Below are 7,497 nucleotides of genomic sequence, written 5' to 3' on the forward strand. Positions count from 1 at the left end.
GACTTTTTACTTTTACTATTTCTCTAAAACCTCGTTTAAAACTTCACTATCCGTTCCATTTGGTAAGGTGATTTTTAATTTTTGTGATAACGTTGGCGCTATTTGAGTAATCACTTTTTTATCGTGTGATTTCCCTTTTGGGATATTCCATCCGTAGAAAATACACGGTACATTTGTATCATAAGAATATGGCGAACCATGAGTTGCTCCGGTCGCTGAATATTCTACAAATCCGGGTTTGTAAACAAAATACAAATCACCGTTTTGTGTTGGATCATAACCTTTAAAAACAAAATTTAGCAATTGGTCATTACCCGATGAAGCCAAAATTTCTTCCTCAGTGTAAACTCTTTTTACGTAACTTTTAGTATAAAGAAAATCCTTGAAACTTTGTTTCACTTTGGTTAAATCCAATCCTTTACTTTTGATAGCTTCTCTATCTAAATGCACGTTATAACTATCATATTTCAGCAAAAGATTGGTTCCAAATGTTTCGTTAGAAAACGCAATTAAATCTTTTGAAACATCTTTATAACTAATATTATCTACTTCGTATTTATGATCTTTTAAATGTGTAGAATTTTCGGCACAAGCATGATCAGCTGTCAAGAAAACCAAATAATTTCCTTTGCCAACCGTTTTATCCAAATAATTTAGAAAATCAGCAATCGTTAAATCCAAACGCAAATAAGTATCCTGAATTTCAATAGAACGCGGTCCAAAAGTATGTCCAATATAATCGGTGGAAGAAAAGCTTACCGCTAAGAAATCCGTAATATCGTCTTTTCCTAAATTTTCTTTTTCGATAGCGCGTTTTGCTAAATTTGCCAAAACATCATTTCCAAAAGGTGTTACTCTTAAAACTCCAGCATCATTTGCTTCATACATTTCTTTTAAATCATAAGGAAAAACAGGTGACTTTTTATATAGTTTACCTTCATAAGGATTATCGTCAACCAAACTTTCATTATACGTTTCGATAGGTTTCAATAAACTCCAACCTTTTTCTAAATAAGGCAAATATTGTTTTTCATTATTGAATTCTTCAACCCATTTTGGCATTTCTTTTCCATAAAATGAACTCGAAATAAAGTTTCCAGTTTTGGTGTACCAAAATGCCCAATCAGCAAAATGTCCTGCAGGAAGAATGGCACCACGATCTTTGATACTCATTCCAATCACTTTTCCTTTGAAATTAGTTGCCAATTTTAATTCGTCGGTAATAGTTGTGGCTTGTAGATTTTTTGGTGACATTTTCCCTTCTTTTTCAGTTCCTGGAACTAAAGTCGAAACCGATTCGTCATCAGTACAATACACTTCCTTTTTCAACGTTCTGTGAAACCATTCATTGCTTACAATTCCGTGAATGGCAGGTGTTGTTCCTGTATAAACCGATGCATGTCCTGGCGCAGTATACGTTGGCATATAATTGTAATGCATATTGTAAAAAGTGTAACCGTCATTCATCAATCGTTTAAAACCATTTTCAGAAAAATCGCTGTGGAATCGGTATAAATATTCGGTTTTCATTTGGTCGACAACAATACCAACGACTAATTTTGGTTGCTTATTTTGGGCAAAAACTATTGTTACAAAAAACAATAATGCGAAGTGAAGGTTTTTTTTCATGTTCGTAATTTCAGAAAGACAAAAATAGAGATTAGTTATAGAATGTTGTCTATTTTTTATGTTAATCTATGATTATAAAAAACAAATGCACACTAAAAAAGTGTGCATTTGAACCCATTTAAACAACTAAAAAATATAACTAATTACTTTAAAATTCTAAAGGTACATCTACGATTGGTAGCATGTTCATCATCGGTACAATCGTTTTTTGGACAAATAATCAATGGTCTGCTTTCGCCATAACCAATAGAACGAAGACGCTTTCTTTCAATTCCATTTTGAACTAAATATTCCAAAGCTGATGCTGCTCTACGATTGGATAATCGCAAATTATACATTTCAGAAGCACGCGTATCGGTATGCGCGCCAATTTCGATTTCCATGTATTTGTATTTTTTCAAAAGTGCAACCAATCCATCCAAAACTTGTGCGGCTTGTGGCTTTATAACCGATTTATCTAAATCGAAATAAATATTTTCTAACTCAATAAAAAATGATCCTTCGGCATCTTTTCTAATGTTTTTCTCCGCATCAGAATAGGATTCAACTCTCATTTGTAAATCGATGTAAACTTTCCCTTTTTGGCTCGTTTCAAATTCGGCTTCGGCTGGAATATAGAAATCTTTGAACGCCATGATTTTGTATTTCTTATCAGGTTCAGTATTGAAAGTAAAAGTTCCTTCTTTACCAACCACAACTTCTTCGACCAATTCGCCAGCTTCGTTGAACAATTTTACCACAGTTCCAGGAAGTAACTGCAACGAATTTTTATCGCGAACTTCACCTTCAACTAAAAACTGTAATTTATTTTCTTCAACCGCAACAGTATATAGATTGTCATCACCAGTTCTATTGGAAGAAAAATAGCCTTTCCCTGTTTTATAATCCAAAATAAGATTGAAATCATCCATTTCGCTATTGATAACCAAACCTAAATTTTGAGGTTTGTCAAATTCGGTATCACTTATTTTATAACTCATAAAAACATCCAAATTTCCATGACCTTGATGTCCATCGGAAGCAAAATACAACGAACCATCATCAGCTACAAACGGAAATTGTTCACGATGAATGGTATTGATATTTTCGCCTAAATTCCTAGGTTGACTATATGTTCCATCTTCGTTTATATCAACCACAAAAATATCAAACGAACCAATTGTTCCTTTCATATCACTAGCAAAGTATAATTGCTTTCCATCTTTGGACAATGCAGGATGTTGTACTGAATATTCGTCACTGGAAAAAGGCAGCATCATCACATTTGTCCATTTTCCGTTAACAAATTCGGCTTTGTATAATTTTACCGTAGCATATTTTTCGTTACCAATTTCTACTTGTTTTTCGCCAGTTCTGTTGAAATACATTGTCTTTAAATCCGATGTAAAAACAGCCGAACTTTCATGAGTTTTGGTATTGATTTCTTCGGAAAACGGTTTAACATCAACTAGCAAACCTTCATCATTTACTGAAGCAGAAAACAAATCAAGATATGGTCTTTCATTCCAACCGTATGTGGCATTTTCTCCATTTCGTAATGACGCAAAAGCAACTTTATCGCCATAAAAAGAAATTCCAAAATCGCCATTTCTTTTATTTTTTGACATCATTACCAACTTATAAGTAAAAGCACTATTTCGGGTAATATTTTTCATGAATTTAGGCGTATTTTGCTCAAAACCAAGATATTCACTCATTATCGCATCGCCTTTTTCAAAATCGGAAGTTCCTTTTAGAGCATTGGCATATCGAAAGAAAACTTCGGGTTTTAAACTGTCTTTATACATAAAAAACAGCTGTCCATAAGCACGAACAGCATTCAGCATTTGGAAGTTATAAAAGTAACTGTCACCAAGATTTTGTAATACTTCTTTATCTGTTCCAAGTTGTTCATACATTTCGGCAGCTTTGACATAGGCTTTTCTTTCAAACAATTTATTGGCTTGCTTGACGGTTACTTTTTTCTGTCCAAATAGATTTGAAAAGCATCCAAGAATAAATAGTATGTAAAATATTTTTTTCATATCAACGTATTAAAAGAAACGTGGTGATTTATCATATCCGTTGCCCGAAAATTTACCAAAATCTATATCAAATAACAGAAACACTTCATGTGAACCCGAATTAAAGTTTCTCAAATTTGTTAATGTATAATCATAGGAATAACCAACTCTCAACGTTGGCGTTAGATAAAAACTGGTCAATCCTGAAACCGAATCGCCATGACGATAACCAACACCAAGTTCAAACTTATTATTAATCAAAACATTGGTTGTAAAATCAATAGAAAGTGGCGCGCCAGAAACCGCTTTTGCCATAAAAGCTGGTTTTAATTTGAAATTATCATTTCCGTTGAACGTAAAAACATAACCACCAGTAATAAAATAATGCATGGCTTCTACTCCATCGGCAATAATTCCATCTTGGCGTTCTAAATGCTTTGTCATTAATAAATTAGGAACAGAAATTCCGGCATAGTAATTTTCACCAAACAAATACATTCCAGCACCAATATTTGGAAAAACTTTACTAATATTATTTGCAAAAGCAGGATCAAGTTCTGGATCAGTATATTCAAATCCGTTGAAATTAGTATCAAAAAATGTTGCACCAGCTTTAGCTCCAAAAGACAGTTTCGTTTTTTCTGAAACAGGTAAAACATAAGCAAAATCCACAAACACATTATTCTCGTTTACGACATCGCCAATTTGGTCATGAACAACAGAAATCCCTAATTCTACTCGTTTTGAAATGGGTTTATGAGCAAAAAATGTTCCCGAAGTTGGTCCACCAACAGCACCAACCCATTGTGCACGATACAAACCTCCAAGATTTAACACATCGGCATTATCGGTTGCATACGCAGGATTAATCACACTCATGTTGTACATATAATGTGTAAACATTGGATCTTGTTGCGCAGACGAATTTGCAGCCATTAAAATTAATGCTGTTGTAATGAGATATTTTAAAAATCGGTTTTTCATACTTTTACTCATTTACATTATCTGCTTAAATAAACTCTACCTTGAAGCGGTTTTCTAATTCCGTCATTGAAATATAAAATATAGAAATAAACGCCTGTTGGTAAAAGATTGCTTCCAACTCTCAAACTTTTTTCAGAAGTTGTTCCGTCCCAATTTGGTGTGTTTTTATTTCCGGTATATAATAGATTTCCATAGCGATTGAATATTTCTAATTTGAAATTTGGATAAGCAATCGGTAAATTTTTAATTTCAAATGTATCGTTGATGGTATCGTTATTTGGCGAAAAACCGTCTGGAATTACAATATCGTCACAAACCGTTAAATCAACTGTAACTTCCAATCGAGTTGTTCCTTCGCAACCACTTTCTGCAACCAAAGCAGCATAATAAGTTGTTCCGTGAACTAACAAATCAGTTGCTGCATAAGCTGTTCCACCTGATGATGAATTGTACCAAATGACGGTTTCTCCATTTAGAATATTTGCCGATAAGCTAGCAATCGTTGGATTATCAGTTTCACAAAAAAGATTTCCTTCTTGAACTAAACTTGGCGTTCCAAGGTTTTGTACTTCAAAAGTATATGCTGGGAAAGTTATGCCGTTTAAACCACATGTTACACCTGTCAAAACTATATCAGTAATGGTAATCGTCGTTGAACCTGCATTGGTCAAAGAAGTTTGTGCCAATGGAAAACTTGCCGAACCTGATGCAAATGGAATAGTGATTGTTTCAGTAAATGAATTAGCGCCCGAAAGCACATAGGTAATCGTATAATTTCCATCTGAAATTCCAGTTGCATTAGAAATTGTCACTAAACTTTGAAAATTTGTACAAGTACTTTGTGCTGAAACCGTTGCTCCAGTGATATTCAATGATGGTAAAATGGTAAACTGAACCGTTGTAGAAACCGAACCACAAGAATTGGTTACGGTATAAGTATAACTATATGTTCCAGGCAAAAGACCAGCAATATTCAATGGCGAAATTACGGTTTGATTTGTGCTATCTGTCCAAGTTCCGCCAACATTTTCATTGTTTAGAAGCGAAAATAAATCCAAAGTTCCAGCCGAAGGACAAATGGTTATTACACCATTAAATGTTCCTGAATTTGGCGGTGTTTGAATTTCAAAATTTAGAACAATTGATTCGTTTGAATTAGAACATTCATTTGTAGAAAGTATCGATGTTATCGTTACCGAATAATTCCCTGCCGAAGTAAAAATTGTTCCTGGAATTGTAAACTGTCCATTTCCACCAGAAATTACAACATTTCCAGAATTTCCAGAAACAGGAGTTGGAGTTGTAATAGCATAATCAAATTGGTATGTTCCATCAGGTAAACTTGAATTTGTAAATACAACTACTACATTGCTTCCTAAACAAGTATTAGCAATAGAAACTTCGCTTGTTTGCACATCCAATATTGGTTTTACAGTAATTACCGAAGTAATATTAGTCAACGTTGCTTGACAATTTGTAATTGTATTTGAAATATTTTGGAAAGTTATGGTTGAATTTCCAACATTGGTTAACGAAGTTGCTGGAATTGTAAAACTTCCTGTTCCCGATGTAATAGTTACCGTTTGTGTTTGTGTAGCGATTGTATTTACTCCCGAAACACTATACGTTATTGTATAAGTTCCATCGGTCATTCCGCTAAATTGAATTAAAGTACTATTACCAATACAAACTGGTGCGATAGTAACATTGGCAGTTAAAATTTGTGGTGTTTGTAAAAGTTCGAGTTGCACAATCTGTGTATCGATACCACAAGAATTTGTTACTTGATAAGTGAAATTATACGTTCCAGCTGCTAACGATGTTATTGATATAGGATTAACAATTATAGTATTGGTAGCATCAAGCCAATTTCCGCCTAAATCTTGAGCAGTTAATAATGTATTCAAATCAAACGTTCCAACCGATGTACAAACTGGTGAAGTTGGCACAAAATTTCCAGCTTTTGGCAATGGATTAACAGTTACTGTAACCGTTGCTGTATCAGTTGTACAAGGTGATGTTCCGCCAGTTACCGTATAGGTAAAAGTATATGTTCCAGCACCAACCATTGATGGATTAAATATAGTTCCAGTTAAAGCTCCGGTTGCATTATCATCTGTCCAAGTTCCAGCTTGTTGCGTTCCGTCTAAACCAGAAGTCAAATCCAAACTTGTTATATTTTCACAAACTGCTAATGAACCATCAGCTCCAGCAATTGGCGATTGGACAACAGTAACAGTTACACTTGCAGTATCAGTATCACAAAGATTTCCTCCAATGGTATAAACATAAGTTGTAGCTAAATCTACTAAAGGATTGAAAACTCCTGTTCCACTAGCTAATGCTGGTGACCAAGTTCCGCCTGTTTGTGGCGTTCCATTTAAGAAATTAAATAAATCTTGCGGCGAATCATTAGTACAAAAAATATGTGAGCCGTTTTCACCTGCATCTGGAACTGGATTAACAATTACTGTAATAGTAGCTTCATCGTTATCACATGGATCGTTTCCAGTTAAACTATAAGTATAACTTCCAGACAAATCAACTGCGGGATTGAAAATACTTGTTCCACTGGCTAATGCTGGCGACCAAGTTCCACCTGTTTGTGCATTTGGACCTAAAAGTGGAAACAAATCTTGCTGTGGACTATTTTGACAAACCGTAATTGAATTATTATTTCCTGCTTCTGGACCTTGATTGATTATCACTTCAACGGTTGCAGTATCATCAACACACGGAGCAATTCCAGCTACAGTATAAGTATAAGTTGCTGAAACATCAATCGCTGGATTTAAAATTCCTGTTCCACTAGCTAATGCTGGTGACCAAGTTCCGCCTGTTTGAGCGTTTGAACCTAATAAAGAAAATAAGTCTATCGCAT

General features: G+C 34.4%; 4 protein-coding genes. All 4 read right to left on the reverse strand.

Annotation, left to right across the window (positions count from 1 at the left end; translation table 11 throughout):
• Nucleotides 1-15 precede the first annotated feature (15 nt).
• Nucleotides 16-1,629 carry an alkaline phosphatase PafA gene (gene pafA, locus G6042_RS02485; protein WP_169522682.1) on the reverse strand — a complete coding sequence of 538 codons (1,614 nt, stop codon included), beginning with the start codon at nucleotides 1,627-1,629 and terminating at the stop codon, nucleotides 16-18.
• A 143-nt stretch (nucleotides 1,630-1,772) separates the two neighbouring features.
• Nucleotides 1,773-3,653: an OmpA family protein gene (locus tag G6042_RS02490; RefSeq protein WP_169522683.1), complete on the reverse strand. Its 1,881-nt coding sequence runs from the start codon at nucleotides 3,651-3,653 to the stop codon at nucleotides 1,773-1,775.
• 9 nt (nucleotides 3,654-3,662) lie between these two features.
• The gene (locus tag G6042_RS02495) at nucleotides 3,663-4,616 is read right to left on the reverse strand and encodes a PorP/SprF family type IX secretion system membrane protein (protein WP_169522684.1); all 954 of its coding nucleotides are present in this window, start codon (nucleotides 4,614-4,616) and stop codon (nucleotides 3,663-3,665) included.
• 17 nt (nucleotides 4,617-4,633) lie between these two features.
• Nucleotides 4,634-7,497 (reverse strand): gliding motility-associated C-terminal domain-containing protein (locus G6042_RS02500; protein ID WP_169522685.1); only part of this gene is annotated, 2,864 nt, incomplete at its 5' end.

The organism is Flavobacterium solisilvae (assembly GCF_012911605.1).
GTDB lineage: Bacteria > Bacteroidota > Bacteroidia > Flavobacteriales > Flavobacteriaceae > Flavobacterium > Flavobacterium solisilvae.

Bases quoted from the DNA above. Each gene is read 5' to 3' on its own strand.
- pafA (WP_169522682.1), bottom strand. From the start codon at position 1,629: ATGAAAAAAAACCTTCACTTCGCATTATTGTTTTTTGTAACAATAGTT.
- G6042_RS02490 (WP_169522683.1), bottom strand. From the start codon at position 3,653: ATGAAAAAAATATTTTACATACTATTTATTCTTGGATGCTTTTCAAAT.
- G6042_RS02495 (WP_169522684.1), bottom strand. From the start codon at position 4,616: ATGAAAAACCGATTTTTAAAATATCTCATTACAACAGCATTAATTTTA.